At 63.4% G+C, this 25,186-nt stretch carries 29 protein-coding genes and 1 tRNA gene; 12 read left to right on the forward strand and 18 right to left on the reverse strand.

Annotation, left to right across the window (positions count from 1 at the left end; genetic code table 11):
• Nucleotides 1-72 precede the first annotated feature (72 nt).
• Nucleotides 73-804, reverse strand: coding sequence for an energy-coupling factor ABC transporter ATP-binding protein (locus A3728_RS01835; RefSeq protein ID WP_067919747.1), 732 nt, complete (start codon nucleotides 802-804; stop codon nucleotides 73-75).
• A gap of 64 nt (nucleotides 805-868) precedes the next feature.
• Entirely contained in the window at nucleotides 869-1,567 is a 699-nt protein-coding gene (locus A3728_RS01840; protein WP_067919748.1) for a COQ9 family protein, read from the reverse strand.
• A 111-nt stretch (nucleotides 1,568-1,678) separates the two neighbouring features.
• On the opposite strand from A3728_RS01840, the gene rpsU reads away from it, so the two are divergent.
• Nucleotides 1,679-1,885 (forward strand): 30S ribosomal protein S21, encoded by a 207-nt coding sequence (rpsU, locus tag A3728_RS01845; protein ID WP_007118112.1) that lies wholly within the window; start codon nucleotides 1,679-1,681, stop codon nucleotides 1,883-1,885.
• 65 nt (nucleotides 1,886-1,950) lie between these two features.
• Here the strand turns inward: rpsU and A3728_RS01850 are convergent, their stop codons facing one another.
• Nucleotides 1,951-2,679: an STAS/SEC14 domain-containing protein gene (locus A3728_RS01850; RefSeq protein WP_067919749.1), complete on the reverse strand. Its 729-nt coding sequence runs from the start codon at nucleotides 2,677-2,679 to the stop codon at nucleotides 1,951-1,953.
• A gap of 73 nt (nucleotides 2,680-2,752) precedes the next feature.
• Entirely contained in the window at nucleotides 2,753-3,214 is a 462-nt protein-coding gene (locus A3728_RS01855) for an Lrp/AsnC family transcriptional regulator (protein WP_067919750.1), read from the reverse strand.
• 134 nt (nucleotides 3,215-3,348) lie between these two features.
• On the opposite strand from A3728_RS01855, the gene ald reads away from it, so the two are divergent.
• The gene (ald, locus tag A3728_RS01860; RefSeq protein WP_067919751.1) at nucleotides 3,349-4,467 is read left to right on the forward strand and encodes an alanine dehydrogenase; all 1,119 of its coding nucleotides are present in this window, start codon (nucleotides 3,349-3,351) and stop codon (nucleotides 4,465-4,467) included.
• Between the two features lie 48 nt (nucleotides 4,468-4,515).
• Here ald and mscL read toward each other — a convergent pair whose 3' ends face one another.
• A complete protein-coding gene (gene mscL, locus A3728_RS01865) occupies nucleotides 4,516-4,956 on the reverse strand; it encodes a large conductance mechanosensitive channel protein MscL (protein WP_067919752.1) in 441 nt (146 codons plus the stop codon).
• 147 nt (nucleotides 4,957-5,103) lie between these two features.
• On the opposite strand from mscL, the gene A3728_RS01870 reads away from it, so the two are divergent.
• Nucleotides 5,104-5,805: a glutathione S-transferase family protein gene (locus A3728_RS01870; protein WP_067919753.1), complete on the forward strand. Its 702-nt coding sequence runs from the start codon at nucleotides 5,104-5,106 to the stop codon at nucleotides 5,803-5,805.
• Between the two features lie 33 nt (nucleotides 5,806-5,838).
• On the opposite strand, the gene A3728_RS01875 is transcribed toward A3728_RS01870, so the two are convergent.
• The 3 genes from A3728_RS01875 to pheS form a co-directional block, all read right to left on the reverse strand.
• Complete coding sequence (locus tag A3728_RS01875; protein WP_067919801.1) at nucleotides 5,839-6,288, reverse strand: YtoQ family protein; 450 nt, start codon at nucleotides 6,286-6,288, stop codon at nucleotides 5,839-5,841.
• 68 nt (nucleotides 6,289-6,356) lie between these two features.
• Nucleotides 6,357-8,756 carry a phenylalanine--tRNA ligase subunit beta gene (gene pheT, locus A3728_RS01880; RefSeq protein ID WP_067919759.1) on the reverse strand — a complete coding sequence of 800 codons (2,400 nt, stop codon included), beginning with the start codon at nucleotides 8,754-8,756 and terminating at the stop codon, nucleotides 6,357-6,359.
• A gap of 63 nt (nucleotides 8,757-8,819) precedes the next feature.
• A complete protein-coding gene (pheS, locus tag A3728_RS01885) occupies nucleotides 8,820-9,893 on the reverse strand; it encodes a phenylalanine--tRNA ligase subunit alpha (RefSeq protein WP_067919803.1) in 1,074 nt (357 codons plus the stop codon).
• A 121-nt stretch (nucleotides 9,894-10,014) separates the two neighbouring features.
• Here pheS and A3728_RS01890 point away from each other — a divergent pair, with 121 nt between their 5' ends.
• A complete protein-coding gene (locus A3728_RS01890) occupies nucleotides 10,015-11,208 on the forward strand; it encodes a YbfB/YjiJ family MFS transporter (protein ID WP_067919761.1) in 1,194 nt (397 codons plus the stop codon).
• Between the two features lie 121 nt (nucleotides 11,209-11,329).
• Nucleotides 11,330-12,007, forward strand: a complete 678-nt coding sequence (locus tag A3728_RS01895; protein WP_067919763.1) for a type 1 glutamine amidotransferase domain-containing protein — start codon at nucleotides 11,330-11,332, stop codon at nucleotides 12,005-12,007.
• 159 nt (nucleotides 12,008-12,166) lie between these two features.
• On the opposite strand, the gene rplT is transcribed toward A3728_RS01895, so the two are convergent.
• The 4 genes from rplT to pyk form a co-directional block, all read right to left on the reverse strand.
• A complete protein-coding gene (gene rplT / locus A3728_RS01900; RefSeq protein ID WP_067919765.1) occupies nucleotides 12,167-12,532 on the reverse strand; it encodes a 50S ribosomal protein L20 in 366 nt (121 codons plus the stop codon).
• Between the two features lie 22 nt (nucleotides 12,533-12,554).
• A complete protein-coding gene (gene rpmI / locus A3728_RS01905) occupies nucleotides 12,555-12,755 on the reverse strand; it encodes a 50S ribosomal protein L35 (RefSeq protein ID WP_067919775.1) in 201 nt (66 codons plus the stop codon).
• Nucleotides 12,756-12,890: 135 nt separating this feature from the next.
• Nucleotides 12,891-13,115, reverse strand: a complete 225-nt coding sequence (locus A3728_RS01910) for a hypothetical protein (RefSeq protein ID WP_067919776.1) — start codon at nucleotides 13,113-13,115, stop codon at nucleotides 12,891-12,893.
• Between the two features lie 30 nt (nucleotides 13,116-13,145).
• Nucleotides 13,146-14,591 carry a pyruvate kinase gene (pyk, locus tag A3728_RS01915; protein WP_067919777.1) on the reverse strand — a complete coding sequence of 482 codons (1,446 nt, stop codon included), beginning with the start codon at nucleotides 14,589-14,591 and terminating at the stop codon, nucleotides 13,146-13,148.
• Nucleotides 14,592-14,725: 134 nt separating this feature from the next.
• Here pyk and A3728_RS01920 point away from each other — a divergent pair, with 134 nt between their 5' ends.
• Both A3728_RS01920 and A3728_RS01925 read left to right on the forward strand, forming a co-directional pair.
• Nucleotides 14,726-15,463, forward strand: coding sequence for an N-formylglutamate amidohydrolase (locus tag A3728_RS01920; protein WP_067919778.1), 738 nt, complete (start codon nucleotides 14,726-14,728; stop codon nucleotides 15,461-15,463).
• Between the two features lie 17 nt (nucleotides 15,464-15,480).
• On the forward strand, nucleotides 15,481-15,810 hold the full coding sequence (locus tag A3728_RS01925; RefSeq protein WP_067919779.1) for a DUF1244 domain-containing protein: 330 nt from the start codon (nucleotides 15,481-15,483) through the stop codon (nucleotides 15,808-15,810).
• A 33-nt stretch (nucleotides 15,811-15,843) separates the two neighbouring features.
• Here the strand turns inward: A3728_RS01925 and A3728_RS01930 are convergent, their stop codons facing one another.
• The 3 genes from A3728_RS01930 to dgcN form a co-directional block, all read right to left on the reverse strand.
• Nucleotides 15,844-16,704 carry a D-amino-acid transaminase gene (locus tag A3728_RS01930; RefSeq protein WP_067919780.1) on the reverse strand — a complete coding sequence of 287 codons (861 nt, stop codon included), beginning with the start codon at nucleotides 16,702-16,704 and terminating at the stop codon, nucleotides 15,844-15,846.
• A gap of 4 nt (nucleotides 16,705-16,708) precedes the next feature.
• A complete protein-coding gene (dgcA, locus tag A3728_RS01935; RefSeq protein ID WP_067919781.1) occupies nucleotides 16,709-17,677 on the reverse strand; it encodes an N-acetyl-D-Glu racemase DgcA in 969 nt (322 codons plus the stop codon).
• A gap of 71 nt (nucleotides 17,678-17,748) precedes the next feature.
• The gene (dgcN, locus tag A3728_RS01940; protein ID WP_067919782.1) at nucleotides 17,749-18,750 is read right to left on the reverse strand and encodes an N-acetyltransferase DgcN; all 1,002 of its coding nucleotides are present in this window, start codon (nucleotides 18,748-18,750) and stop codon (nucleotides 17,749-17,751) included.
• Between the two features lie 213 nt (nucleotides 18,751-18,963).
• Between dgcN and A3728_RS01945 the strand changes: the two genes are divergently transcribed.
• Together A3728_RS01945 and A3728_RS01950 are read left to right on the forward strand one after the other, a co-directional pair.
• Complete coding sequence (locus A3728_RS01945; RefSeq protein ID WP_067919783.1) at nucleotides 18,964-19,923, forward strand: L-malyl-CoA/beta-methylmalyl-CoA lyase; 960 nt, start codon at nucleotides 18,964-18,966, stop codon at nucleotides 19,921-19,923.
• 143 nt (nucleotides 19,924-20,066) lie between these two features.
• Entirely contained in the window at nucleotides 20,067-21,029 is a 963-nt protein-coding gene (locus A3728_RS01950) for an acetyl-CoA carboxylase carboxyltransferase subunit alpha (RefSeq protein ID WP_067919785.1), read from the forward strand.
• A gap of 9 nt (nucleotides 21,030-21,038) precedes the next feature.
• Here A3728_RS01950 and A3728_RS01955 read toward each other — a convergent pair whose 3' ends face one another.
• Nucleotides 21,039-21,689 (reverse strand): GntR family transcriptional regulator, encoded by a 651-nt coding sequence (locus tag A3728_RS01955; RefSeq protein WP_067919788.1) that lies wholly within the window; start codon nucleotides 21,687-21,689, stop codon nucleotides 21,039-21,041.
• A gap of 90 nt (nucleotides 21,690-21,779) precedes the next feature.
• Entirely contained in the window at nucleotides 21,780-22,466 is a 687-nt protein-coding gene (locus tag A3728_RS01960) for a M48 family metallopeptidase (RefSeq protein ID WP_067919790.1), read from the reverse strand.
• A 121-nt stretch (nucleotides 22,467-22,587) separates the two neighbouring features.
• On the opposite strand from A3728_RS01960, the gene A3728_RS01965 reads away from it, so the two are divergent.
• The 3 genes from A3728_RS01965 to mnmH all read left to right on the forward strand — a co-directional run bounded on the left by A3728_RS01965 (nucleotide 22,588) and on the right by mnmH (nucleotide 24,250).
• On the forward strand, nucleotides 22,588-22,917 hold the full coding sequence (locus tag A3728_RS01965) for a TIGR02300 family protein (RefSeq protein WP_067919792.1): 330 nt from the start codon (nucleotides 22,588-22,590) through the stop codon (nucleotides 22,915-22,917).
• A 93-nt stretch (nucleotides 22,918-23,010) separates the two neighbouring features.
• Nucleotides 23,011-23,086: transfer RNA gene (locus A3728_RS01970), tRNA-Ala, on the forward strand.
• Between the two features lie 117 nt (nucleotides 23,087-23,203).
• On the forward strand, nucleotides 23,204-24,250 hold the full coding sequence (mnmH, locus tag A3728_RS01975) for a tRNA 2-selenouridine(34) synthase MnmH (protein WP_067919796.1): 1,047 nt from the start codon (nucleotides 23,204-23,206) through the stop codon (nucleotides 24,248-24,250).
• On the opposite strand, the gene selD is transcribed toward mnmH, so the two are convergent.
• Nucleotides 24,243-25,186: selenide, water dikinase SelD (gene selD / locus A3728_RS01980; protein WP_067919797.1), on the reverse strand; the 944-nt coding region annotated here is incomplete at its 5' end. The genes mnmH and selD overlap by 8 nt on opposite strands.

The following is a 25,186-nucleotide window of genomic DNA, read 5'->3' on the forward strand; positions in this document are numbered from 1 at the left end:
GCGAAAAGGATGATCGTCACGATACATAGCGCCGCGAGCTTCAGTCCGGCGGGCCAGTGATGTGCAGGTGTCTCAACCGGCGAGGTCAGTGCGATCATCACGCGCCCCCTGCTCATGCATCCGCGCTTCGAAGACCGGAAGCACGGAGGCGGGCGGCCCGTCCTCCTCGATCCGTCCGTTCTCGATCCACAGGACGCGGTCATGATCAGCGACCATGCGCGGATCGTGGGTGATCTGGATGACCGTGCAATCGATGGCCGCGAGCCGGCGCTCCAGTTGCAGGGCGGTGGGGATATCGAGCCCGGAAAAAGGTTCATCCAGGATGATCACCTGCGGAGCCATCGCCAAAACCGCCATGAGGCACACAAGCTGCCGCTGCCCCTGAGACATCGTATGTACGGTTGCTTCCGCCCAGTGGGACCGGTCGAACCGCGCCAACACGTCCGCGACCCGGGCATCGACCTCCTCCTCCGGCAAGCGCATCTGCAAGAGGCCAAAGCGCAGTTCCTCGGCGACCGTGGGAAAGATGATCTGGTGATCCGGGTTCTGGAAGAGTATTCCCACAAGCGCGAGCGCGGCCTTCCGGTCCGCCACGACATCGGCGCCGGCGATCCGGACCGTCCCGCTATCGGGGGCCACCAGCCCCGCCATTACGCGTGCCAGCGTCGTCTTGCCCGATCCGTTGCGTCCGACGATCCCGATCCGTCGTTCGGATGCGGCGAAATCGATGTCGGACAGGACGTTTGCTCCGCCCGGTGCGTAGCTCACCTGCCTGAGGGCGATCAGTGGCGCTTCGTCGGACATGACCTTCTATCTTCGATGGGAACCTCCGGCGGACCTACCACCAGTTCCACCGGGGGGAAAGCCGTCAGCGGCGCGGTGCGGTCCAGCTGCCGGGAAAGTTCATCCGGGGCATCCGCGCGGGCGCCTTCACATGGCTCAGTAGCCAATTGGGCCCGGCCATCAGCCGGCTGAGCGTCGGGCTTTCGCGAACCTGCGCCTTCAGCTTCTCGATCTGCATCACGTCATCGATCCGCCGGTCCAGAAAGGCCCAGGTGGCGGCGTTGCCCTCACTGGTATCTCCGAGCCAATAGAGGACCGTTGCGGAATAGACGCCGCTGAGTGTTGCGCGTTTGGTGTACCAGTTGACGTCTTCGGAGGTATCGCCCAGCGCGTCCCAGATCGCGTCGGCGGTGCCCCATATCAGCTTGGCCCCGTCTGGCGCATATTGCGGCAGCGCAAAAAGCGAGCTGCCCCGCCGCACCGCTTCCTTGTCGTCAATCGCTTCGATGCGAAAACGTACCGCTGCCGCGATGCGGTCGCGAAACCGCATATCGGTCATGGGCGCGGCTTTCAGGCGTTCCAGCATCAGTTCATCGCCCCGTTTGTGATAGGCGACCGCCAAATCGACACCGCCCCGGGGGCAACTGGCCCGCGCCACGGTGGGGGAAACATCCGAATCGCGAATGGCCGCCTCAAAGGTCTTTTCGGTCCATCCGTCGAAGGCTACATGCGGCAGTGCCGCGTCCAGAAGTCTGGATTTCGGGTCAGGAAGGGGGTCAGTCATGGAACGCTCCTTTTCGCCGGGCTGAAGGGTGGACAATTTGCCTTTCGGTTGATATAGGGCGGTTTCCTGCAAATCCTTGCAACTTTATCCTAGAAAGGTGGTGACAACCACATGCAGGTTAGTGTTCGCGACAACAACGTCGATCAGGCCCTCCGGGCTCTGAAGAAGAAGCTTCAGCGCGAAGGCGTTTTCCGTGAAATGAAGCTCAAGCAGCATTTCGAAAAGCCGTCCGAGAAAAAGGCGCGCGAGAAAGCCGAAGCGATCCGCCGTGCCCGCAAGCTGGCACGCAAAAAAGCGCAACGCGAAGGTATGATGTAAATCATCCGAAGCGTAATGCCGAAAATTCGACCCTCGTGGCCCCTGGCCCCGAGGGTCTTTGCTTTTCAGCCCTTCGAAACCCAGGCCTTTGCATCGTCAAAGGCGTCGGCCGGGAAATAGCGCGCTTCCTTGCCGAGCAGCCGTTGGCCGATCCGAACGACGAACTTTTGCCAGGCACGGGTGCCGACGATGGCAACCCGGTCCAGATCAGCCACATGGCTGCGGACGAGCTTGAAATGGTCCTTCACCCCCGCCAGCCCCTGCCAGCCGTCGAATTCGCGCAGGTCCAGCAGCAGGCGGAACGTGCCATTCGCGCGGATAAAGGCATTCAGATCGCGGGTTTCTTCCTCGTAGTCGTCTGCATCCACCTTACCCACAAGGGCCACATGCAGAACGCCGTTGCCCAGATCGGTCTGGTGAATGGCCCCGAGGGATTCGGTCAGCCAGCGCCGGGCGTCATCCTCTTCGCCGGGGTCGAACACCGCAACCGGACAGGGCATCAGAATGGACAGGGTGCGGATCGTCCGGGCCACCCCGGTGGCCTTCGATACCACCGCGATCCTTTCGAATCCGCGCCAGCGTGCCAGCCCCATGCGCGCATCGTCCCACAATGCGCCCAAGGTGAAATCGCTGGCGCCGGCTTCCAGAATACAAAGCAGACGCAACTGGTCTGCGCGTGCAATGCCCGCATCGATGGCGGGCATCAGAACTTCGGTATAATCGCGATCACTGACCGGGGCCTTGATACGTACCTCAAGCACGTCGTCACGGCTGCTTTCCAAGACTTCTATCATCACGTCACTCCTCTGGGCTGACCATGGAGGTGACATAAGCATGGATCGCCGGTTTCAAAGGTCGGCTCGACCCTCAGGTAATCGGCAGTGCCGTCGTCCGGCAAACGGTGCGTAGCGCAAAGCTGGATTGCATCTGCGCGACACCCGGCAGCCGGGCGAGATGCTGGCGGTGAATGCGCGCGAAATCCTCCGTATTCTCGGCGACGACCTTGAGCAGGTAATCCGCCGTCCCCGCCATGAGATGACATTCCAGCACATCGGGGATGCGCGCGACCGCCTTTTCAAACGCCTCCAGCACTTCGTCCGCCTGCCCCTGCAGAGTGATCTCAACGAATACGGTCGTCGCGACGCCCAGTTTGCGGGCGTCCAAAAGGGCGACGTAATCGCGGATGACGCCCTCTTTTTCCAGCCGCTGGACCCGCCGGTGGCAGGCGGAAGGCGACAGATTGACGAGTTCCGAAAGCCCGCCATTGGATAATTGCCCATTGCGCTGAAGGGCGTTCAGAATACGCCGATCCGTCTCATCTAGCTGCATAGTTGCAAAACTTTCGCGTATAACCTCCATCATGCGCAATATTATACTAAAGCGCGCGATGGAAAACCCGCCCTTTCGCACCAGTTTGCGAGCGCCTTCGCCTACCCTCGGGCAAATTCAAAGGAGAGGACCCCATGAAGATCGGATGCCCCACGGAAATCAAACCGCAGGAATTTCGCGTCGGCCTGACGCCCAACGCCGCGCAGGAAGCGGTCTCCCACGGTCACGAGGTGATCGTTCAGAAAGGGGCCGGTGTGGGCGCGGGCTTTGACGATGCCGCCTATGAAGCCGCCGGCGCGACCATTATCGCCACAGCCGAAGAAATCTTTGCCGCCGCCGACATGATCGTGAAGGTAAAGGAACCGCAGGCAGGCGAGCGTAAGATGCTGCGTGAAGGCCAGCTTTTGTTCACCTACCTGCACCTCGCACCCGACCCGGAGCAGACAAAGGACCTGCTGGCCTCTGGCTCGACCTGCATCGCCTATGAAACGGTCACGGGTCGTGCGGGCGGCCTGCCGTTGCTGGCGCCCATGTCCGAGGTTGCAGGCCGCCTCGCCCCGCAGGTCGGGGCCTGGACATTGCAAAAAGCGAACGGCGGGCGCGGTGTGCTCATGGGGGGTGTTCCCGGTGTTGGCCCCGCCCGCGTCGTCGTGATCGGCGGCGGCGTGGTCGGTACCCATGCGGCGCGGATTGCCGCGGGAATGGGCGCGGATGTGACCGTACTCGACCGGTCGCTGCCGCGGTTGCGCTATCTCGATGATGTCTTCGGGACGGTTTTCAACACCTCCTACGCGAGCGCAGGCAATACCATCGACCTCGCGCGCGAAGCGGACATGATCATCGGTGCGGTGCTCATTCCCGGTGCCGCGGCCCCCAAGCTCATCAGCCGGGCGCAATTGTCAGAACTCAAGCCCGGGGCGGCCCTTGTGGATGTCGCCATCGATCAGGGCGGATGCTTCGAGACCTCCAAAGCCACGACGCATCAGGATCCTGTCTACGAAGTCGATGGCATCATGCATTACTGCGTGGCCAACATGCCGGGTGCAGTGGCGCGCACGTCCACCATCGCGCTCGGCAATGCGACGATGCCCTTCATGCTCGCCCTCGCCAACAAGGGCTGGAAACAGGCCTGCGCGGATGATCCGCACCTCAAGGCAGGGCTGAACGTGCATGCAGGCAAACTGACCTATGCCGCCGTAGGCGAAGCCTTGGGGATAGAGAGCATTTCGCCGGATCAGGCGATCTCTGCCTGAACACCCTGCCCGAACCAATAGGCCCGCCCGAGGCGGGCCTTTCGCAACTCAGACCCGGTCGGACTTCGCCAACTGATCCCGGATCTGCAGCAGGACGTCCAACTGGCTGGGGCCGGTATGCACCTCCGGCGCGACCTCATCCGGCTTTTCCGCCAGTGATTTCACGCGATTGACGAACTTCACCAGCATGAAGACGACAAAGGCGATGATCAGGAAATTGATGCAGGCGGTCACGAAGGCCCCGTAGGCAAAGATGGCCGCGCCGCTTTCCCGCGCCGCGTCCAAACCTGCATTGGCAGGCACCTCGCCCGACATCACCACATACATGTCCTTGAAATCCACACCGCCGATGATCAGCCCGATCAACGGATTGATCAGATCGCCCACCAGCGAATTGACGATGGCCGTGAAAGCCGCGCCGATGATGATCCCCACGGCGAGGTCCATCACGTTTCCCTTGGCGATGAAATCCTTGAATTCGTTCAGCATGATCTGTCCTTTTCGTCAATTTTGCGTCGCCACCAGCAAAAGCGGCGAAGGCAGTACTATCGCTCCGGTAGCATGAATTTACGAAGAGGTACCCTGTAAATCGACAACCAGGCGGCTAGCTGAGAACAAACATCATAGGAGAACTTCATGGCCGACCTGAGCGCCTTTCCCATCACCAACAAATGGCCCCCCCGCAATTCCGACGTGATCCAGCTTTACTCCTTCCCCACGCCAAACGGCGTCAAGGCCTCGATCATGCTCGAGGAAACGGGCCTGCCCTACGAACCCCACCGGGTCACCCTGTCGGACGAGGATGTCAAAAGCCCTGAGTTCCTGTCGCTGAACCCCAACAACAAGATCCCGGCCATCATCGACCCCGACGGTCCCAACGGGGCGCCGCTGGGGCTCTTCGAATCCGGCGCGATCCTCATCTACCTCGCGGAAAAGAGCGGCAAGTTCCTTGGATCGGATCCCGCCGAAAGGGCGCATATCATTCAATGGCTGATGTTCCAGATGGGCGGCCTTGGCCCGATGCTGGGACAGCTCGGGTTTTTCTACAAATTCGCGGGAAGCGAATGGGACGACAAGCGCCCGCAGCAACGCTACATTGACGAGGCAAAGCGCCTGCTCGGCGTTCTGAACCTTGAACTGGCGGGCAAGACGTGGATCGCCGGGTCACATTTTTCCATAGCCGATATCGCCATCGCGCCCTGGCTCGGGGCGCTGGACTTCTACGGCGCGAAAGACGCGGTAAACTGGTCAGACCACACCAATCTGGTGGATTACGTGGAACGGTTCAACGACCGCCCCGCCGTACAGAAGGGCCGCAAGATACCCTCGGACGAATAGCCCTCACCCCGAGAAGGGAAAGGCACCCGCCACTCACCCCGGCAGGGTGCCTTTCAGCACATACCGCAGAATATCCACCACCTGCTCAGGCTCCGACGCCACGGCCAGCGCCGCTGCGTCCACTTCCTTCAATGCATGGGCATGATCCGGCCCGTGCAGGATCACCAGTGATTTGCCCAGGGCGGCGGCATAGCCCGCGTCGAAAGCGGCATTCCACTGCTTGTACTGATCGCCGAAGCGGACCACCACGATATCCGCCCGTTCGATCCCCCGGCGCGTGCGAATGGCGTTGAGCTGCGCGCCCTTGCGGTCATGCCAGAACTTGTCATCCTCGGCGCCCAGGATCGCCACACCGCAATCGTCGCTGGCAGCGTGATCCGTGACGGGCGCATCGAATGCCACATCCAGATCTTTCGCACCCGCGATGATGCGATCGCGCCAGTCCGTATGAATTTCACCCGACAGATAAACCCTGATCGTCATCTCTTCCCCCTTACTCGGGCCCATGGCCCTTCACCTTTTTCAAAATACTCCCGCCGGAGGCATCCGACCTAGCCGCGTAGCGTGCCGCCCGTGGCCTTGGTGACCTTCTCGACGATCTTCTTGCCCACGGCCTCGATCTCGGCGTCCTTCAGTGTACGGTCCACCGGACGCATCCGCACGGTGATGGCAAGGGACTTGCGACCCTCTCCCAGCGATCCGCCGATGAACTCGTCAAAGACGCGCACATCCTCGATCAAGGTCTTGTCCGCTCCCATCGCGGCATTGACCAGGGTCAGCGCCTCGACGTCCGCATCGACCACGAAGGCGAAATCCCGTTCCACCGCCTGCAGATCGTTGATCTGCAGCGCAGGACGTGTGGCGCCCGATTTGCGCGGCAAGGGTACTTCCTGCGGCCACAGAGTGAAACCCATCACCGGCCCCTTCACATCCATCGCGGCAAGAACGCGTGGATGCAATTCTCCGAAAACGCCCAGCACCTTCTTCGGGCCAAGGCATATGCGGCCATGGCGCCCCGGGTGCCACCACGGGTCGCCCCCGCGCAGGATCTGCGTTTTCTCCGGCGCTCCCATCGCCGCAAGGATCGCTTCGGCGTCCGCCTTCACGTCGAAAACATCGACAGCCCGGGCAGCGCCGTGGACGTCCTTCGGGCCGGTACGCCCAACGAGAATCCCGCTGATGACCGTATGCTGCTCCCCCGGCTCCCCGCCGTGAAACGCAGGACCCATTTCGAACAGGGCCATATCCGCGAAGCCGCGCGCCTGATTGCGTGCTGCGGCCTGCAACAGGGCAGGCAAAAGTGCGGGGCGCATATGGCTCATATCGCTGGAAATCGGGTTCTCAAGCCGCGTCTCTTCCGTACCGCCGCCGAACAGCGCCGCGCTGGTCTGATCGATGAAACTGTAGCTGACGCATTCATGGTAGCCCAAGGCAGCTGCCGTACGGCGGGCCGCGCTTTCACGCCGCTGCAGGGGGGACAGCACGGGGCTCGGAACACCGTCGCTCAACCGCGGAAGGGGCTTGCCCTCCAACTTGGTGAGCGATGCGATCCGCGCCACTTCCTCCACCAGATCGGCCTCTCCCTGCACATCGGGGCGCCAGGACGGCACATGCGCCATGTTGCCCTCCAGCCGGAAACCCAGATTGGTGAGCGTCTGGCGCTGTTCGCTTTCGGGAATGGTCATGCCCACCAGTGACTGGACCCGCGCGGCATCCAGCCGGTAGGCCCGGCCCGTATCAGGCACCTGCCCCGCCACGACGACCTCAGAAGGCTCGCCCCCCGCGTGATCAAGGATCATGCGCGTGGCATGTTCGATGCCATAAGGCGTCCATTCAGGGTCGATGCCCCGCTCGAACCGGTAACGCGCGTCCGAATTGATCTTGAGCGCGCGCCCGGTATAGGCCGTCCGCACCGGATCGAAATAGGCCGCTTCGATGAAGACATTGACCGTCTCCTCGGTGACGCCGCTGGGCAGGCCGCCCATGACGCCGGCAATGCTTTCGACACCCGAGGCGTCGGAGATCAGCGTCATGCCTTCGTCGAAGGTATAGGTCTTCTCATCCAGACCGACCAATGTCTCGCCGCCCTTCGCGCGGTGTACGCGCAGCGCGTTGCCGGCGATCTTGTCGGCGTCAAAGACATGCAGCGGGCGGTTGCGGTCGAAGGTGAAGAAGTTCGTGACATCCACCAGAAAGCTGATCGGGCGCAGACCGATGGCCCGCAGCCTGTCCTGCAGCCATGCCGGGCTGGGGCCGTTCTTTACACCGCGAATGACCCGGCCATAGAAAACGGGGGCCTGTTCCAGCGTGTCTTCGTCGATGGTGACGCTCACCGGGCAGGCGAACGTCCCATCCACGGCCGGTACATCCCGTGTCTTGAGCCTGCCCAGCCCCCGCGCGGCAAGATCACGCGCGATCCCGCGCACGCCCAGCGCATCGGGCCTGTTGGGCGTGATACCGATCTCGATCACCGGATCGACCTTGGCGGGGTCATTCTCCGCCAGCCAGTCGACGAAGCTGTCGCCCACTTTGCCCGAGGGCAGTTCGATGATGCCGTCGTGTTCGTCCGACAACTCCAGTTCACGCTCCGAGGCCATCATGCCGAAGCTTTCGATTCCCCGGATCTTGCCCACCCCGATGGTCGTGTCGATCCCCGGGACATAGACCCCGGGCTTCGCGATGACGACGGTGATGCCTTCGCGGGCGTTCGGCGCGCCGCAGATGATCTGCTGGATGCCTTCGTCCGTCTCGACCTGACAGACCCGGAGCCTGTCCGCATCGGGATGTTTCTCGGCGGATTTGACGTATCCGAGGGTGAAGTCCGCCAGCCGCGCGCCACGGTCCTCGACCCCTTCGACCTCAAGCCCGAGGTCGGTCAGCGCATAGGTGATCTCTTCCAGCGACGCCGTGGTGTCGAGATGCTCTTTCAGCCAAGAGAGGGTGAATTTCATGTCATGCTGCCTTGCAGATTGCGAGGAAAGTGAGGGGGGCTGCCGTAGCGGACAGGGATGCGATCACCTACTCAACCCACCATGCAAATTCGGCTGGTCCAGCGCCGCGAAGCCGTAGTGGCGCAGCCAGCGCAGGTCCGACTCGAAAAAGGCGCGCAGATCGGGGATGCCGTATTTCAGCATCGCGATCCGGTCGATCCCCATGCCAAAGGCAAAGCCCTGCCATTGCTCGGGGTCGATACCGCCTGCCTTCAGGACCTTGGGATGCACCATGCCGGAGCCGAGAACCTCCATCCAGCCGTCGCCTTCGCCGATGCGCAACTGCCCATCGACCCATGAACACTGAATGTCCACCTCTGCCGAAGGTTCAGTAAAGGGGAAATGCGAGGCGCGAAACCGCGTCTTGATGCCGTCGATTTCGAAGAAGGCGGAGAAGAACTCCTCCAGCGTCCACTTGAGGTTGGCCATCGACAGGTTCTTGTCGATCGCCAGCCCCTCCACCTGATGGAACATCGGCGTATGGGTCTGGTCGTAGTCCGCGCGGTAGACACCACCCGGGCAGATGATGCGCAGCGGCGCGCCTTCGGCCTCCATCGTGCGTATCTGCACGGGGCTGGTGTGCGTGCGCAGCACATGGGGCGGGCGGTTATCGCCTTCGGCCCGGTGCATGTAGAACGTATCCATCTCGGCGCGCGCCGGGTGATGCCCGGGGATGTTGAGAGCATCGAAATTGTACCAGTCGGTGTCGATCCGGGGCCCTTCGGCCACGGCAAAGCCCATTTCGGCGAAGATCGCTGTCAGTTCCTCGGTCACCTGGCTGATGGGGTGGATGGTACCCTGCGGGCGGCGCCGGGCGGGCAGCGTCACGTCCAGCCATTCGCCCCGCAGGCGCTCATCCAGTGCGGCATCGGCCAAGCCACTTTTCTTGGCGGACAAGGCCGCGTTGATCTCATCCTTCAGGGCGTTGAGCGCGGGCCCGGCAACCTGCCGTTCCTCGGGCGTCATCTTGCCGAGTTCGCGCATCTTCAGAGAGACTTCGCCCTTCTTTCCCACCGCTGCGAGGCGGATATCCTCGAGCGCGGCCTCATCGCCGGCATCGGCTATCCTGCTCAGGTATTTCTGCTTGAGATCGTCCATCACGCGCCCTTGGATTTGTGCCATGTCCTGCTAGCCCCCCGGCCCTGCGATTGCAAGCGGGCGCACCTTTGCGCGGGCGCACCATTGGGCTACTGATGGGCAAATCCGCAGGAATTACATGATGTCAGACAGATCGCTGCCCGCACCCGACCGCCCTTGGCTGGTTCTCTTCGGGTTGATGCTGGGGGTGACCGTCACGAACAGTTTTGCCCGCTTTGCCTATGGGCTGATCCTGCCCGCGATGAAAACCGATATGGGCTGGACCTATGCACAGGCGGGCTGGCTCAATACCGCGAATGCGCTGGGATACCTCGCGGGGGCGGTCGTCACCATGGTGCTGATCGGGCGGATGCCGGTGACGCGGCTGTTCAATTTCGGTCTGCTCACCACCGCGCTGTCGCTGCTGGCGACCGGCTGGGGCACCGGCATGGAATGGCAGAGCTTCTGGCGCATCGCCGCCGGGTTTTTCGGGGCGATGTCCTTTTCCACCGCCGGTGTACTGACCGCCCGGCTCTTTGCCGACGATGTCCGGCGCAGCGCGCTCGCCATCGCGCTGCTTTTCGGTACTGGGGGCGGCATGGGCATCCTGCTGGCCGGGGCAGCGGTGCCCTTGTTCCTGGGCCGCTACGGGGCCGAAGCATGGCCCACCGCATGGTATGTCATCGGCGGGCTCGGGGCGGCCTGTGTGCCCTGGGCGCTCTGGTCTGCGGGCAAACTGCACCACCCCGGCACGGCCTCCGTGGCCTCCGGCAGGCTTCCGCTGCGGCGGTTCCTGCCCCTGACGTTCGGATACGCCGGGTTCGGGCTGGGCTATATCGTCTACCTCACCTTTCTGTCTGCCTGGATGACGGAACAGGCAACCGGCCCTGTCGGGATCGCCTTGGTCTGGGTGGTGCTGGGCCTCGCCATCTCCGCCTCGCCCTTCCTCTGGCGGGGGGTCTTCGCGCGTTTCGATTCGGGCGTCCCCCTTGGGCTTGTGCTGATCGGCATCGCGCTGGGCAGTGCGCTTCCGGTCATTCTGCCCGCGGGGCCGGCCATTCTGATTTCTGCGGTCATCTTCGGCTTATGCGTCTTCATGTCCCCCGGGGCCGTGACCCATTTCGTGCGCCGCAATCTGCCGCCCGAACAATGGGGCGCAGCCGTCAGCCTGCTGACGGTCGTCTTTGCCCTGTCACAAACGGTTGGCCCCCTCGGCGCGGGATTGCTGGCGGACCGGACCGGTAATCTGGGCGACAGTCTGATCGCGGCATCGCTCCTGTTGCTGGCGGGTGCAGGCTGCGCCTTTGCACAAAGACCCATCAACACGACCACCTGACGTCAGGGAAGGCGGCACTCCCATGGAACCCCGGGTGCCCTTACGGGTTGGGCCGGGACAATAACGGAAGGGGGCACCGGCTACGGCGCGCCCAATTTCCCCATTCCCGAAAGGAAAAGACATGAAAATCCTGATGGTTCTTACATCGCATGACAAACTGGGCGACACCGGCAAAAAGACCGGCTTCTGGCTCGAAGAGTTCGCGGCACCCTATTACGTCTTCAAGGACGCCGGTGCCGATGTGACCCTCGCCTCCCCCGAGGGCGGTCAGCCACCGCTGGACCCCAACAGCGACAGCGACGACGCCCAGACCGACGCCACCAAACGCTTCAAGGATGACGACGCCGCCCAGCGCGACCTCGCGAATACCAAGAAACTGGCCGAGGTGGATGCCGAAGGGTTCGACGCGATCTTCTATCCCGGCGGCCACGGCCCGCTTTGGGACCTGGCAGAGAGCAAGGACAGCAAGCGCCTGATCGAAACCTTCTATACCTCGGGCCGCCCCGTGGGCGCAGTGTGCCACGCGCCTGCGGTGTTCCGTCATACGCAGGGCGAAGACGGCAAGCCGCTGGTCTCCGGCAAGAAGGTGACCGGCTTCACCAATACGGAAGAAGAAGCCGTCGGCCTGACCGACGTCGTCCCCTTCCTTGTCGAGGACATGCTGAAGGAGAATGGCGGCCACTACGAAAAAGGCGACGACTGGGCGTCTTTCGTTCTGACCGACGGGCATCTCGTCACCGGGCAGAACCCGGCATCCTCCGAGGAAGCGGCCCGGGAACTGTTGAAGCTGCTGAAATAAGCCCGAGGCCCTTCGGGGCCGGGCTATCGATCGCGGGGGGCGGGGCATTGAATATGCGCCGCCCCTCGTTCATTCCGGGCTGCCAGACCCTGCCTAGGGTCAAATGAAAAAGGCCGCCCCGAAGGACGGCCTTTCCGAAACTTGGATCATGCGCACCGCTCAGGCGGCGAGCGCATCCTGCGCCTGCTTCACGATAGCGCCGAAAGCTTCGGGCTCATGCACGGCGAGATCGGCCAGAACCTTGCGGTCCACTTCGATCCCGGCCAGCGAAAGACCGTTGATGAAGCGGCTGTAGGTCAGCGCCTCGTCGTGGCTGCGGACGGCGGCGTTGATACGCTGGATCCACAGGGCGCGGAAGTTGCGCTTGCGGTTCTTGCGGTCACGCGTGGCGTATTGGTTGGCCTTGTCGACCGCCTGCGTGGCGACCTTGAAGACGTTCTTGCGACGACCGTAGTAGCCTTTGGCGGCCTTGACGATCTTCTTGTGACGGGCGTGGGTGACTGTTCCACCTTTGACACGGGACATATCGGCTCTCCTAAATCAGCTATCAGCGGTCGTAGGGCATGTAGCCCTTGATGATCTTTGCATCGGGCTCTGACAGGACTGTCGTGCCGCGCGCGTCGCGAATGAACTTCTTGGTCCGCTTGATCATGCCATGCCGCTTGCCGGCCTGACCGCCGATGACCTTGCCGGTCGCCGTGATCTTGAAGCGCTTCTTGGCGCTCGATTTGGTCTTCATCTTGGGCATTTCCGTCTCCTATCGGTCTTACGGTTTACGCGCGACTCGGCATGCCGCATCGGCCGGCCACGCGGATTGAGAGCTGGCGTATAGGAGGGTTTTCCCCCGGTGGCAAGCCTTGGGTTATGGGAAATGCGCCCCGTTTCAGGGCAGGTAACGCGCCGCCACTTCTACGATCACATCCGGGATCCGCTTCAGGCTGTAACCCCCGGGGGTTTCGCGCACCGCGTAGATGATCAAACCGCCCGCGATCAATACAGTCAGGGCAGAGGCCCGGGGCGCCCTGCCATCGCTCATCGCGGACATAATGGACGGGATCGACAGGGCCGCGATCAGCAAGCCCAGGGTCAGCGCCAGATCGGGGTCCATATCCCCTCCCTACAGAAAAGTTTCGGAAATCTACTCTGGATCCGAAGAATAAATCAAACGTTCGTCGCAGGGCGCCACCCGCAGAATGTTCGTGCTGCCCGGCACGTTAAAGGGAACACCCGCCGTTACGACGATCAGATCGTCCGACGTGGCATAGCCTTCGGAGCGCGCGGCCTTCACCGCGCTGACAACCGCCAGCTTGAACCGGTCATGCCTGTCGGTCATCACGCAGTTGGTCCCCCAGCTCAGCGCCAGACGCCGGGCCGTGCCCTTCAGCGGGGTCAGCGCGATGATCGGAACGCGGGGGCGTTCGCGCGCGGTCAGCAGGGCGGTCGTACCGCTCTGCGAAAAGCAGCAGATTGCCTTGATGTTCGTTGTCTCGGCGATTTCCCGCGCCGCGGCGACAATGCCGTCCGCCACCGTCATGCGGTCGGCGATGCGGCTGGCTTCGATGATCTGCGTATAGGTGGGGTCCTGCTCGACCTCGCGGGCGACGTTGTCCATCGTGGTGACGGCTTCGACCGGGTAATCGCCGGCGGCGGACTCCGCGCTCAGCATGACCGCATCGGCCCCCTCGTAGATGGCGGTGGCGACGTCCGAAACCTCTGCCCGGGTGGGCATCGGGCTTTCAATCATGGATTCCAGCATCTGCGTGGCCACGATCACCGGCTTGGCCGCCGCGCGGCATCGGCGCACCAGCCGCTTCTGGATCGGCGGGACGTTCTGCACCGGCAGTTCGACCCCCAGATCACCCCGCGCCACCATGATCCCGTCGCTCACCGCGAGGATGTCGTCAAACCGCGCCACCGCGGAGGGCTTTTCGATCTTGGACAGGATCGCCGCACGCCCCTTGGCGAGTTGGCGCGCCTCCTCCACGTCTTCGGGGCGCTGGACAAAACTGAGCGCCAGCCAATCCACGCCCAGATCACAGACGAACTCCAGATCGGCGCGGTCCTTTTCCGACAGGGCGGCCAATGGCAAAACCACGTCCGGCACGTTCACACCCTTCCGGTCGGAAATGACACCGCCGGTCATGACCTCGCAATCGGCGAAGTCCGGCCCACATTCCCGGACCTTCAACCGAATTTTTCCGTCATTGACCAACAAGGTGGATCCCGGTTCCAACGCGGCAAAAATCTCGGGATGGGGCAGGCAGACGCGGTTCGCGTCCCCCTGTTTTTCGTCGAGGTCGAGGCGGAAGGACGCGCCTTCGTCCAGCTGTTCGCTATCTTGCGCGAACACACCCACCCGTAGCTTCGGGCCCTGAAGGTCAGCCAGAATGCCGATAGCCCCGCCGGTTTCCTCTTCGATCTCGCGGATGATGCGGTGTTTGTCACGTATCTCTTCATGGCTGCCATGGCTCATATTCAGCCGGAAGACATCCGCCCCGGCGCTGTGCAGGGCCGCGATCATTTCCCGCGTGGCGGAAGCCGGCCCTAGGGTGGCCACGATCTTTACGTTCCGCATCCGTCTCATGTCATTTCCTCATCAACTTTCATGGCATCCCCGCCCCTGTGCGCGATAGATACCATAGGCGACCGTTAGCGTTAACACAGAGTTTCATTCCGCCCCTAGCTGGCCTAGGGATGCAAGTCAAAGGTTTCACAGATATGAACTATCGACCATACCTTATCGAGGGCGAAACCCGCTCGGGCCGCTGGCTGGTTACCTGCGATCACGCCGCCCCGACCGTTCCCAAGGCCATCGCGAACGGTGACCTCGGCTTGCCTGCCGAAGATATGAACCGGCACATTTCCTACGATCCGGGCGCCGCCGGCACCAGCCGGGCGCTGGGCGACAGGCTGGATGCGCCGGTACTGCTGGGCAATTTTTCCCGGCTTGTCATCGACCCGAACCGGGGCGAGGATGATCCCACGCTTCTGATGAAGCTCTACGACGGGACGATCATTCCGGCAAACCGCAACGCCGACGCCGCGGAACGTGAACGCAGATTGGCGCTCTGCCACCGGCCCTACCACGAAGCCTACGCCCGCCTCGCCGCACGTCCCGCGACCGTGATCCTCGCGATCCACAGTTTCACGCCACAACTGCGGGGTCGCCCGCCCAGACCGTGGCAGATCGGCGTCCTTCACGCGGGCGACGAACGGCTATCGCGCCCGATGCTGGACCTGCTGCGCAGCGAAACCGACCTGACCGTCGGCTACAACGAGCCCTACACCGGCTTCCTGCCCGGCGATTCCATCGACAGGCACGCCCTGCGCCACGGTCGCCCCAATATCCTGATCGAACTGCGCAACGATCTGATTGCCACAAAGGAACAACAGCAGGATTGGGCCGATCTGCTCGTCCCCCTGCTTGAAAGGGTACTGGCCCAAGCCCAGCTTTGACGAAAGAGGAGAGAGACATGTCTACACAACAGGAACACACCCAGCAGGAAATCGAACTTCAGGCCGCCGCCTTCCGCAGGCTTCAGCAGCACCTGATGGAAGACCGCAAAGACGTACAGAACATCGACATGATGAACCTTGCCGGTTTTTGCCGGAACTGCCTGTCCCGCTGGTATCAGGAAGCGGCGGCGGAACGTGGAATCGACATGGGCAAGGACGAAGCGCGCGAATTGTTCTACGGCATGTCCATGGACGAATGGAAAGCCAATTATCAGACCGACGCGGGCGATGCGCAGAAAGAAGCGTTCAAGACCGCCTTCGCCGAAAACGTCGAAAAGAAGGGCTGACTGCGCTTCCTTCGCCCTACAGATTGCTTTTGGCTACACGGCGGCCTTGCGCATTTCTTCGATGTAGATTTCGCGCAGCCGCAGCGCGACGGGGCCGGGCGTACCGTCGCCGAGGTCGACCCCGTCGATTGAAACCACCGGCATGACGAAGGCGCTGGCGGAGGTGGTGAAAGCCTCATCCGCCTGCTGCGCTTCCTCGATGGTGAAACCTCTCTCCTCCACCTGCATCTGCGCTTCGCGGGCGAACCGCAGGATGGCGGCGCGGGTGATGCCGTGCAAAATGTCGTTGCCCAGCTGCCGCGTGATGATGCGGCCATCCTTCACGATATAGGCGTTGTTGGAGGTGCCCTCGGTGACCTGCCCGTCCTCCACCATCCAGGCATCGTCCGCCCCGGCCTTCTTGGCCATCATCTTCCCCATGCTGGGATAGAGCAGCTGTACCGTCTTGATGTCGCGCCGCCCCCAGCGGATATCTTCGATGCTGATGATGCGCGCCCCTTTCCGCGCAGCCGGATTATCCGCGAGCCCCGGTTTGCTCTGGGTAAACAGCACGATGGTGGGTTCCGTTGTGGCCGGGTCGGGGAAGACGAAATCGCGGTCCCCGTCGGAGCCGCGCGTGACCTGCAGATAGACCAACCCCTCGTCAATCTCGTTGAGCCGCACGAGTTCGCGATGCACTTCGAGCAGGTCTTCCTTCGAGATCGGGTTGCGCATCTGCAGCTCATTGAGCGAGCGGCTCAACCGTCGGGCATGCCCGTCAAAATCCACCAGCTTCCCCCCCAGCACGCTGGTCACCTCATAGACGCCGTCGGCCATCAGGAACCCGCGATCGAAGATCGAGATACGCGCCTCCGTCTCGGGCAGGTACTCACCATTCACATAGACCGTTCGCATCTCTCTATCCCCATAATGCCGCCGTCGGGGGATGAACCCCCGCGGCGTCGTAAACCAGTGCTTCGGCGCGGTCTTCGGCCAAGAGCAGCGGCCCGTCAAGATCGACGATCCGCGCAGCTTGCGCGACCAGCACCGCCGGCGCCATCGCCAGTGAAGACCCGACCATGCAGCCGACCATCACGCCGAAGCCCTGCGCCAGCGCCGCCTCGCGCAACGCCAGCGCCTCGGTCAACCCGCCCGTCTTGTCGAGCTTGATGTTGACCACGTCGTATTTCCCGGCGAGCGCGTCCAGACTGGCGCGATCATGGCAGGATTCGTCGGCGCAGACCGGCACCGGGCGATCCATGCCGCGCAGGGCCTCATCCTCCCCGGCAGGAAGGGGCTGCTCCACCAGCGCGACCCCGAGCCGCGCAAGATCGGGCACGAGACGGGCGTAAATCTCAGCACTCCACCCCTCGTTGGCATCCACGATAAGCGTTGCATTCGGCGCGCCCCGTCGCACCGCTTCGAGCCGCCCCATGTCATCGGGCGTACCCAGCTTGATCTTCAGCAGACCGCGATGGGCATGTTTTGCCGCCTGCGCCCGCATGGCATCGGGCGTGTCGAGCGACAGGGTAAACGCCGTCTGAAGTGGCGCTGGGGCGGCCAGTCCGGCCAGCTCCCAAACCCTGCGCCCCGCCGCCTTCGCTTCGAGATCCCAGAGCGCGCAATCCACCGCATTGCGCGCGGCTCCGGTGGCAAGCCTGTCGGCCAGCGTTGCGCGGGTCAGACCCTTGATATCAAGCGCTTCGATCTGCGCCGTCACCGACTCCAGCGTTTCGCCATAGCGGGCATAGGGCACGCATTCACCCTGACCCCAATGAGGCCCATCCGTCACGGTGACAGTCAGAACCTGCGCTTCGGTCCGCGAACCGCGACTGATGGTGAACACCTCGGCCAGCCTGAAGGTATCGCGCGTGACATCAATCTTCATCGGATTGCTCCCTGCCTCGTATGTAGGGCAACCCCTTCACCCTTTCGGAAATACTCCCCCCGGAGGGGCCATCAGAGGCCATCCAGAGCCTCCGCCAGCCGCGATGCCCCCTGCCGGAACGGATCGACCGACGGGAGGCCCATACGCTCTTCGACCCGGGTGAGATAGGCCTCCGCCTCGGCTTCTTCCATATGTTGTGTATTGATGGAAATCCCGATCACCTCGCAGTCGGGGTTCGCGACCCTTGCAAGCGGCAGCGCGGTATCGCGGAGGGTCTCCAGTGTCGGCAATTCGTAATCCGGGAGCCCGCGCATGTGCTGGCGGGTGGGCTCATGGCACAGGATCAGCGCATCCGGTTGACCGCCGTGGATCAACGCAAGCGTCACCCCGGAATAGGAGACATGGAACAGGCTGCCCTGCCCTTCGATGATATCCCAATGATCCTCGTCGTTGTCGGGCGTCAGATACTCGATCGAACCCGCCATGAAATCCGCCACCACCGCGTCGAGCGGCACGCCTTCTCCGGTGATCAGGATGCCGGTCTGCCCCGTGGCCCGGAACGTGCTTTTCATACCTCTTTCCCGCATCGCATCATCAAGCGCGAGTGCCGTGTACATCTTGCCGACCGAGCAATCGGTGCCGACCGCCAGAACACGCTTGCCGCGCCGCTTCTTCCCGTCGGCAATAGGATACTGGACGCTGGGCACACGCACGTCATGCAGCGTGCCGCCCGACGCCCGCGCGGCTTTCACAAGGCTTTCTTCATCGCCCAGAAGATTGTGCAATCCGGATGCAAGGTCGTATCCCATCTTCAGCGCCTCGATGAGCACGTCCTTCCACGCCGCACTGATGACCCCGCCCCGGTTGGCGACGCCGATCACCAGCGTCCGTGCACCGGCGTCACGGGCTTCGGCCAGGGTCATGTCCGTCAGCCCCAAGTCCGCCTTGCACCCCGGCAGCCGGTACTGACCCACCGCGTTTTCCGGGCGCCAGTCCTTGATGCCCTGCGCCACCTTGGCGCTCAGCGAATCCGGGGCATCGCCAAGAAACAGAAGATAGGGTGTCTGGATCATCGTAGGTCTCCCGGTCGCGCTTTGGCGGGACTATTACGCAAGCCGCCCGCGCATTCGACGTAAAAATGGCGAGGATAATCATTTTGTTCGCCCTGCGGGGCCCGCCACCGCCTTCGGCGCATGCTGCACCTGCGAAATGCGGCTTGCGAGCGGGCGCGCAATTTAATACCAGTTTGCCGAAAGCGATCCGCAACAAAATTACCCGAGGTCCCCATGAGTTTCCGCATCCAGCCCACCGCCCCGGCCCGTCCGAACCGCTGCCAGTTGTTTGGCCCCGGCTCGCGGCCCGCGATTTTCGAGAAGATGGCGTCTTCACAGGCGGATGTGATTAACCTCGACCTCGAAGACAGCGTCGCCCCGTCCGACAAGGACAGCGCACGCGCCAATATCATCGAAGCCATCGGTGCGCTCGACTGGGGCAACAAAACCCTGTCCGTCCGTATCAACGGGCTGGATACGCCCTATTGGTACCGGGACGTGGTGGACCTGCTGGAGCAGGCGGATGAGCGGCTTGACCAGATCATGATCCCCAAGGTGGGCTGTGCCGCGGATGTCTATGCCGTGGATGCGCTTGCCACTGCCGTGGAAACCGCGAAGGGCCGCAAGAAGAAGATCGCCTTCGAAGTCATCATCGAATCGGCTGCCGGCATCGCCCATGTGGAAGAGATCGCCGCCAGTTCCCCCCGCCTGCAGGCGATGAGCCTCGGCGCCGCCGATTTCGCGGCCTCCATGGGGATGCAAACGACCGGGATCGGCGGAACGCAGGAAAACTACTACATGCTGCAGGAGGGCCAGAAGCACTGGTCCGACCCGTGGCACTGGGCACAGGCCGCCATCGTTGCAGCCTGCCGCACGCACGGCGTTCTGCCTGTGGACGGCCCCTTTGGCGACTTTTCCGACGATGACGGCTTCCGCGCGCAGGCGCGCCGCTCCGCCACGCTGGGGATGGTGGGCAAATGGGCCATCCACCCCAAACAGGTCGCCATCGCGAACGAGGTCTTCACCCCCTCCGAAGAGGCCGTGGCCGAAGCCCGCGCAATCCTCGATGCTATGGAAAAGGCCACGCAAGGCGGTGAAGGCGCGGCTGTCTACAAGGGACGGCTCGTTGATATCGCCAGCATCAAGCAGGCCGAAGTCATCGTGCGCCAGTCCGAAATGATCGCAAAGGGCTGAACGCCGCGACCGCGTGGGTGACGGGCCGGGCCCGCCCCGCAGGCCATCTGCTGCCGCCCCCCGCCGGGCGGCAGCACCGCGCGCCACGTTGCAAAGCCGGTGAATGACGGCCATATATCTGCGCAACGCAAACGGAGCGCAGCATGACCCAGTATCTCGATTTCGAAAAACCCCTCGCAGAGATCGAAGGCAAGGCCGAAGAACTGCGTGCGCTGGCACGCGACAACGAGGATATGGACGTCTCCTCCGAAGCGAAGGCGCTGGATGCCAAGGCGGCGAGCTTGCTGGACGATCTGTACAAGTCCCTGACGCCCTGGCGCAAATGCCAGGTGGCGCGGCACCCCGAACGGCCTCACTGCAAGAACTACATCGACGCGCTTTTCACCGAATACACCTCCCTCGCGGGGGACAGGAACTTTGCCGACGACCACGCCGTCATGGGCGGCCTTGCCCGGTTCCGCGATCGGCCGGTCATGGTGATCGGCCATGAAAAGGGGAACGATACCAAATCCCGCATCGAGCGGAATTTCGGCATGGCCCGGCCCGAAGGCTATCGCAAGGCGGTCCGCCTGATGGACCTTGCCGGGCGTTTCGGCCTGCCCGTTGTCACCCTGATCGACACACCGGGCGCCTATCCCGGCAAGGGCGCCGAGGAGCGGGGCCAGTCCGAAGCCATCGCCCGCGCGACTGAAAAATGCCTGCAGATCGGCGTGCCGCTGGTCAGCGTGGTCATCGGCGAAGGCGGCTCCGGCGGGGCCGTAGCCTTTGCCACCGCCAACCGCGTCGCCATGCTGGAACATTCGGTCTATTCGGTCATCAGCCCCGAAGGCTGCGCCTCCATCCTTTGGAAGGACGCAGAGAAAATGCGCGAAGCCGCCGAAGCCCTGCGGCTGACCGCCCAGGACCTCAAGGCGCTGGGTGTCGCGGACCGCATCATTTCCGAGCCGAAGGGCGGCGCGCATCGTAACCCGCGGGCGGCCATCATGTCCGTCGGTGATGCCATCGCCGAGATGCTGAAGGAACTGGAGGGCAAGAACGGCCCTGCCCTGATCGAAGACCGGCGCAGCAAATACCTCGACATGGGCAGCAAGGGTCTGGCTGCCTGACCCGGCAATTCAGCCCGCCAGCATCCTCAAACCTTGTGTCACGTCCGAACGGACGGCCAGCCGTAGACCGGGTTCATCGCCCGCCCGCAGCGCGGCTATGATCAGCCGGTGAAACTGCGGCGGGTCCGTCCGCCGCAACTTTCCATAAAGCGCCCGCATCGTCGGCCCGAGTTGCAGCCAGACCGTTTCCGCCATGGCGAGCATCGCAGGGGCCTGCGCGCGCAGATAGAGGGTGCGGTGAAATTCGAGGTTTGCGCGGATATAGCTCACCGCGTCGCGGTGGGCGACGGCCTCTGCCACGGTGCCGTTGATCGTCTGCAACCGTTCGATCAGGGCCATATGCGCGCGCGGCAGGGCGCGGCTGGCCAGTTCCACTTCGATCAGGGCGCGCAGGGCGGCAAGTTCCTCGATCCGTTCGTTGCCCAGTTCGGGGGTGGAGATTCGCCCCGAAACAGACATGGTGAGCGCCCCCTCCGCAGACAGGCGTCTCACCGCTTCGCGGGCGGGCGTCATGGACACCCCGTATTCGCGCCCTATGCCGCGCAGGGTCAGCGCATGCCCGGGCGGCAAATCGCCGTACATGATACGGCTGCGCAACTGGCGGTACAGCCGGTCATGGGTCGCGAGGTTGGAATCGTTCGGCCGCGGAGCAAGGGTCATGAATCCGTTGTGATCACATCAGGCCCCTGCGTCAATCGCGGCGAACCGCCAGCTGGCCGACGTCGGAAATACGGAAAACGCGAAACCGGTTCAGAATCGATAGCGATGCAGGTCCGCGCCATGTTCGCGCAGCCAGTTCCGGTACGGACGGTGATCACCGTGGATCCGCTGAACCACCTGCCAGAAGGCGGGCGAGTGGTTCATCTCCTCCAGATGCGCGATCTCATGCGCCGCGACGTAACGCAGCACCTCGGGCGGGGACATGATCAGCCGCCAGGAAAACATCAGCCCTCCATCGCTGGTGCAAGACCCCCAGCGCGAACGCGTGTCGCGCAGTGTGATCCTGTCGAAAGGCCGGCCAAGGCGATCGGCATATTCATCACAGGCCGCCGCCAGCCGGTCCCGCGCCAGCCCTTTAAGCTGAACGAGCAACTTGCGCCCGACCGTCTCCGCCGGGCCCGGCACGGCGATACCGTCCGCCGTCCAGCCTACAGAACGGCCCCCGCCCGGCACCACCGGCAAGATTCGCCCCTCAACGGGAATGCGTGCACCGTGCCCCACCAGAATGTCGCCGCCCCGCGCCGCCAGATGCCCGCGAATCCATGGCTCCTTCTCCCGGGCGAAATTCATGGCCTCGGACGCAGGCAGCCCCGCGGGCAGCGTCAGCGTCACACGCCCGTCCACCTGCGAGATCCGAAGCGTGATCCGCCGCGCCCGCGCGGAACGTCGCAAGACGAGCGGAACGGGTGGATCACCGGGTAGAACGGGGTCTTTCATGGGGCGGTCAGCGTTCCTACATATGGCGCGGGGGTGGGCCAAAGCCTTTGACAGTGCCCCCCTCATATGGCACTTGCCCGGAATCATCTACACGCAACCGAAATGTCAGAAAGGGTGTTTCATGCCCAACGAAGAATGGGGAACCAAGCGCCTGTGCCCGACGACGGGCAAGCGTTTCTACGATTTGAACAAGAACCCGATCGTCAGCCCCTACACCGGTGAAGTCGTCGAGGTGGACAGTTCCAAATCCCGCATGATCGCTGCGGACCGCGAAGACGCCGTCACGGCGAAGGCCAAGAAGTCGAAGGTCGAGGAAGACGATACATTGGTCGATGACGATGATGTCGATGTCGATCTGGATGACGATATCCTCGATGATGACGACGATGACGACGATACAGTTCCGCTCGAAGACATCGCGGACGTCGCCGGGGGCGATGACGACGATTGATTTTCCGCGAAGGCGGGGCGGATTTTCCGCTTGATCCCGCCTTCGCTTGCGCCTAATTACCGGCGCATCCTACCTCGGGCCTCGGCCCGATACGGGGCCTTAGCTCAGCTGGGAGAGCGCCTGCATGGCATGCAGGAGGTCAGCGGTTCGATCCCGCTAGGCTCCACCAAATTCCCCTCCGACAGACAGACTGTGACCAGCCCCTTGGCGTTTGGCGGGCATCTCTGCGGGTGCAGGCCCGCGGTGAATTGGGTATGACGAAGCGTCGGCAAAAACAGGCGCAGCCATGAAACCTCTCACCCTCGAATCGCTTTCCGGTCTTACACAGCACGGTTTCGATACGATCATCGATGTTCGCGCCCCGCTGGAATTCGCCGAAGACCACGTGCCGGGGGCTATCAACCTGCCCGTCCTGTCCGACGAAGAGCGCGCGCGTGTCGGCACGATTTATAAAAGACAAAGCCCCTTCGACGCGCGAAAGATCGGTGGCGCGCTGGTGGCGGAGAATACCGCCCGGCACTTGAAGGGCCCCCTGTCCGGAATGGCAGGCGATTGGCAGCCCCTCGTCTATTGCTGGCGCGGTGGTCAACGATCCGGTGCATTCGCGACGATCCTCGATCAGGTCGGATGGCGGGTGCGCCTGCTGTCGGGCGGCTACCGCAGTTATCGCCGGCTGGTCGCCAAAACACTTTATGACACGGAACTGCCCCATCGCCTTATGCTGATCGGCGGCGGGACCGGAACGGCCAAAACCCGGCTCCTGAGCTTTCTGCAGGCCGAAGGCGCCCAGACCATAGACCTCGAAGAACTGGCGCAGCACCGGGGGTCGCTGTTCGGCGCACGCCCGGGCGGCCAGCCGTCTCAGAAGATGTTCGAATCGCGGCTCGCCTCTGCCTTGGACGGTCTGGATCCAGCCCGCATCACCTTCGTCGAGGCGGAAAGCAGCAAGATCGGCGAACGGCTGGTTCCCCCGATGCTCTGGACGGCAATGGGCAACGCGACGCGGATCGAACTACAGGCCCCGTTGCGCGCGCGGGCGGCCTTTCTCTGCAGTGCCTATGCCGACCTGATGGAGGATCCGGCAGCCCTTGCCGCGCTCATCGACAGGTTGCGCCCGTTCCACGCCGCAGAGGTCATCGCCGAATGGCAGGCATTGGCAGCTGCAGGGGATTGGCCCAGACTGGCAGAGGGGCTGATGTCGGCCCATTACGATCCGCGGTACACGAAACACGCGGCCCGCCTTACCTCCGGAAGCACCCCGGTCGAGCTGCCCGATCTTTCCGACGCGCGGCTGGAAAGCACCGCCCGCGAGCTGGCCGCGCGTTTCAACTGATGCGGATGGGGCCCTCGCCCTCTTCCAGCGCCCCGATTATCCAGCCGGACAACCCATCCGCTTCGAGCCGGGCAAGCGCATCCCGCGCGGCATCGGGCGCCAGCGCCGCGAGCAATCCCCCCGCCGTCTGCGGATCATGCAGCAGCGGGTCGGGCGTGCCGGAAACCGGCGCATCCGCCATATTGGCCGGCAAGAGCGCCGAGGCGACTCCCTGTGCCGAAAGCTCCCGCGCCCCGTCGTAGATCGGAATGTCCTGCCGCCTCAGCGTTGCCCGCAGCCCGGAGGCGCGGCAGATCGCCTGAACATGCCCGCAAAGGCCGAAGCCGGTCACATCCGTCATTGCATGGGCAGACGACAGGATCGCGGCTTCGCGGTGCTGGGGCCGTTCCATCGCTGACAGGGCCGCCTCTGTCACCCGGCCCGGGGCGCGCCCCTGCATGGTGGCGGCCATGATCACCCCCGATCCGATCGGACGTGTCAGCAACAACAGATCACACGGCTGCGCGCCGGCGACCGTCACGGGCGGGCCGTCGGTGGTGCCGGTCACGGCGAAGCCAATGGTCAGCTCCGCCCCCATTGTCGTATGCCCGCCGGTCAACTGCGCACCCACTTCGCGGAAAACGCCCGTCGCGGCTGCCGTGATCTCTTCCAGACTTCGGCGTTGCAAGGCATCGGACATGCGCGGCAGGACGATGCTCGCCAAGGCGATCTGGGGCGTGGCCCCCATGGCGAAGACGTCGCCCAGCGCATGGACCGCCGCGATACGGGTCATGCGGGCCGGGTCCGCCACGATGGCGCGCAGGTGATCGGTGCTGAGGACCTGAAAGCCGCCGCCGGGCAGCCGCAGAACGGTCGCATCGTCTCCCGCTCCGGTTGCCACGGCCCCCTTGGGCGCTTCCAGCGCGGAAAGCGCATCTGCCAGAACCCCCTGCCCGA

This window comes from Sulfitobacter sp. HI0040 (assembly GCF_001634885.1).
Taxonomy (GTDB): Bacteria; Pseudomonadota; Alphaproteobacteria; order Rhodobacterales; family Rhodobacteraceae; genus Sulfitobacter.

Bases quoted from the DNA above. Each gene is read 5' to 3' on its own strand.
- A3728_RS01835 (WP_067919747.1), bottom strand. From the start codon at position 804: ATGTCCGACGAAGCGCCACTGATCGCCCTCAGGCAGGTGAGCTACGCA.
- A3728_RS01840 (WP_067919748.1), bottom strand. From the start codon at position 1,567: ATGACTGACCCCCTTCCTGACCCGAAATCCAGACTTCTGGACGCGGCA.
- rpsU (WP_007118112.1), top strand. From the start codon at position 1,679: ATGCAGGTTAGTGTTCGCGACAACAACGTCGATCAGGCCCTCCGGGCT.
- A3728_RS01850 (WP_067919749.1), bottom strand. From the start codon at position 2,679: ATGATAGAAGTCTTGGAAAGCAGCCGTGACGACGTGCTTGAGGTACGT.
- A3728_RS01855 (WP_067919750.1), bottom strand. From the start codon at position 3,214: ATGCAGCTAGATGAGACGGATCGGCGTATTCTGAACGCCCTTCAGCGC.
- ald (WP_067919751.1), top strand. From the start codon at position 3,349: ATGAAGATCGGATGCCCCACGGAAATCAAACCGCAGGAATTTCGCGTC.
- mscL (WP_067919752.1), bottom strand. From the start codon at position 4,956: ATGCTGAACGAATTCAAGGATTTCATCGCCAAGGGAAACGTGATGGAC.
- A3728_RS01870 (WP_067919753.1), top strand. From the start codon at position 5,104: ATGGCCGACCTGAGCGCCTTTCCCATCACCAACAAATGGCCCCCCCGC.
- A3728_RS01875 (WP_067919801.1), bottom strand. From the start codon at position 6,288: ATGACGATCAGGGTTTATCTGTCGGGTGAAATTCATACGGACTGGCGC.
- pheT (WP_067919759.1), bottom strand. From the start codon at position 8,756: ATGAAATTCACCCTCTCTTGGCTGAAAGAGCATCTCGACACCACGGCG.
- pheS (WP_067919803.1), bottom strand. From the start codon at position 9,893: ATGGACGATCTCAAGCAGAAATACCTGAGCAGGATAGCCGATGCCGGC.
- A3728_RS01890 (WP_067919761.1), top strand. From the start codon at position 10,015: ATGTCAGACAGATCGCTGCCCGCACCCGACCGCCCTTGGCTGGTTCTC.
- A3728_RS01895 (WP_067919763.1), top strand. From the start codon at position 11,330: ATGAAAATCCTGATGGTTCTTACATCGCATGACAAACTGGGCGACACC.
- rplT (WP_067919765.1), bottom strand. From the start codon at position 12,532: ATGTCCCGTGTCAAAGGTGGAACAGTCACCCACGCCCGTCACAAGAAG.
- rpmI (WP_067919775.1), bottom strand. From the start codon at position 12,755: ATGCCCAAGATGAAGACCAAATCGAGCGCCAAGAAGCGCTTCAAGATC.
- A3728_RS01910 (WP_067919776.1), bottom strand. From the start codon at position 13,115: ATGGACCCCGATCTGGCGCTGACCCTGGGCTTGCTGATCGCGGCCCTG.
- pyk (WP_067919777.1), bottom strand. From the start codon at position 14,591: ATGAGACGGATGCGGAACGTAAAGATCGTGGCCACCCTAGGGCCGGCT.
- A3728_RS01920 (WP_067919778.1), top strand. From the start codon at position 14,726: ATGAACTATCGACCATACCTTATCGAGGGCGAAACCCGCTCGGGCCGC.
- A3728_RS01925 (WP_067919779.1), top strand. From the start codon at position 15,481: ATGTCTACACAACAGGAACACACCCAGCAGGAAATCGAACTTCAGGCC.
- A3728_RS01930 (WP_067919780.1), bottom strand. From the start codon at position 16,704: ATGCGAACGGTCTATGTGAATGGTGAGTACCTGCCCGAGACGGAGGCG.
- dgcA (WP_067919781.1), bottom strand. From the start codon at position 17,677: ATGAAGATTGATGTCACGCGCGATACCTTCAGGCTGGCCGAGGTGTTC.
- dgcN (WP_067919782.1), bottom strand. From the start codon at position 18,750: ATGATCCAGACACCCTATCTTCTGTTTCTTGGCGATGCCCCGGATTCG.
- A3728_RS01945 (WP_067919783.1), top strand. From the start codon at position 18,964: ATGAGTTTCCGCATCCAGCCCACCGCCCCGGCCCGTCCGAACCGCTGC.
- A3728_RS01950 (WP_067919785.1), top strand. From the start codon at position 20,067: ATGACCCAGTATCTCGATTTCGAAAAACCCCTCGCAGAGATCGAAGGC.
- A3728_RS01955 (WP_067919788.1), bottom strand. From the start codon at position 21,689: ATGACCCTTGCTCCGCGGCCGAACGATTCCAACCTCGCGACCCATGAC.
- A3728_RS01960 (WP_067919790.1), bottom strand. From the start codon at position 22,466: ATGAAAGACCCCGTTCTACCCGGTGATCCACCCGTTCCGCTCGTCTTG.
- A3728_RS01965 (WP_067919792.1), top strand. From the start codon at position 22,588: ATGCCCAACGAAGAATGGGGAACCAAGCGCCTGTGCCCGACGACGGGC.
- mnmH (WP_067919796.1), top strand. From the start codon at position 23,204: ATGAAACCTCTCACCCTCGAATCGCTTTCCGGTCTTACACAGCACGGT.